The sequence below is a fragment of the Candidatus Nitrosarchaeum limnium BG20 genome (assembly GCF_000241145.1).
In the GTDB taxonomy this organism is placed as follows: domain Archaea; phylum Thermoproteota; class Nitrososphaeria; order Nitrososphaerales; family Nitrosopumilaceae; genus Nitrosarchaeum; species Nitrosarchaeum limnae.
Genome location: NZ_AHJG01000064.1, coordinates 1 through 1,956, shown reverse-complemented (window position 1 = coordinate 1,956; position 1,956 = coordinate 1). Strand labels below are relative to the sequence as shown.

The window sequence follows — 1,956 nt, the reverse complement described above, 5'->3', positions numbered from 1 at the left end:
TACCAGAATCAAATGCTGCAATGTGTATTACTTTGTTAGTTCTTCCAGGAGTACTTGGCTCATACCAAACCCCCATTCCATTATAACTAATTCCAGTATCCGGAGAATAGAGATCTGCACCTGTAGTCCAAGTATATCCACCATTTGTAGAACTATCGTAATGAAGATCAGAGGCACCATCTAAGTAAAATGAATAGAGATGTGTGGAATTGATGGCTACAATTCTCTTGTTAGAGTTTTGCCATTTATCATCAATAGTACTGACATCAGTAGATACAAGAAATTGTGGATCTACTGCTACAAACCAGTTTCTTGCCTCAGTAAAAGTTGGAATACCTGATTGGTCTATTGTAATTTTTCCAAGTGGATATAATTCAGGAGTTATTAGCGGTACAGAATAAGAGTACACCAATGTATCAACAAAGCCATCTTTTGGAGTTTTATGCCAAGTGATTACTTTTTGATTTCCAATTGTTTCTACGGTAGCATCTGTATTGAATATATTAAATGAGGATGGAACATAATCGCGTATTGTTAGTTCGTTGTTTCCAACAAATGATGTTATATCAATTTCTACATCAAAGTCATTTGGTTCAGTAAATGGATCAATCTTACTTGGAGTGTATCTTATTATGTCATAATCATATTTGTCAAGAACTGTAAAATATGTCTCAAAGTTTGCAATCCCATTTCCTGTATCAGCCTGAACATTAATTGTGTAATTGCCTGTTACAGATGTAGGATAGTCTGCTGTGTATAGTCCACATGAATCTTCAACAATATCATTTGATGACAATGTAGTTGATTGTAAGTTTGGTGCAATTATTTGCATTAAGACATTTGCAGGACATACAGGATTACCAGTTGCATTTAGAATTACAATTTCAAATTTGGCAGTCTCTGTTGGTTTGTAGATGCTCTTCATAGAATTGACTGATACAAGTCCCCAAGCAAACTGACTTTCGCTAACAAACTGGTTTCCGTTAACATTTAGAATTGTTTTAATTTTATAAATTCCTGGTTTTGCATTTAATGGATCAATTTTTATGTTGAATTTTCCTTCTCGTTGTTTTACAAATTCTACAGCAAGATTTACTTTGTTGTTTTTGGAATCAAATATTTCAGCTGTGATTGTTTCTTTGTTTCCATTCCAGTTATCCTTTTGAGTTTCTTTAAATTCATTTGCAAGTTTTTCTATTTTTGTTATTTCAGAATTTAATTTTGCATTTTGTTTAGTCTCTTTTAGTTGTAAAGCTAAAATCTTTAGCTTACTTTTTAGATCCTTTATCTCATCGGTAGATAGTGTCTTATCTTGCTTTAGTTGTTTTATCTCGTTTTTGAGTTGCTTGATTTTTGCTTTATCTGATGATTTATTGTCTTTTGCAATGTCTTTGGTATCCTTTAGATTCTCAGGTTTTGCAGCATCTACACTAGGAATCTTAAACAGTAAAATTCCAATAAAGTCAGTAATTAGTCCTAGGCTGTTAGGGGAATCTTGAGTGGGTTCACCGGCTGATTCTACCAAGTTTAAGATTAATTCTATATCGTTTAATTCAAGTTGTAATGCTTGGGATTCATCATAGAATTCAAGAACAATTTCAGGCTCCTCAGTCATAGAATAGCCTCCTTTTGTAGGCTCAAGTATTGGAATAATCTGTAAAATTGGGAATGTTGAATTTTGTGCCTGGGAATGAGAGAAGGTCAGAGTATCTGAAAGGGATAGTTGTTCCTGGAGAGAATTAAGGGGTGGTAAAATTGATGGGTTTGTGATATCTTGTGCCTGAGAATGAGAGTAGGTCAGAGTATCTGAGAAGGATAGTTGTTCCTCGAGAGGCAGGATATTGTTTTGTGCGTGTAAGCCTGCTTCTTGCTCAATCTCTTTTAAAATTTCATCTATACTTTTTGTCTGAGTTGGACCATGGTTAGGAATGCCTTGAGAGTATAATTTTTCGATTT

At 34.1% G+C, this 1,956-nt stretch carries 1 protein-coding gene; it reads right to left on the bottom strand.

Going from position 1 to position 1,956, the window contains the following annotated elements; translation table 11 throughout:
* The coding region (locus BG20_RS12320; protein ID WP_010190300.1) for a hypothetical protein at positions 1-1,956 on the bottom strand (1,956 nt) is incomplete at both ends.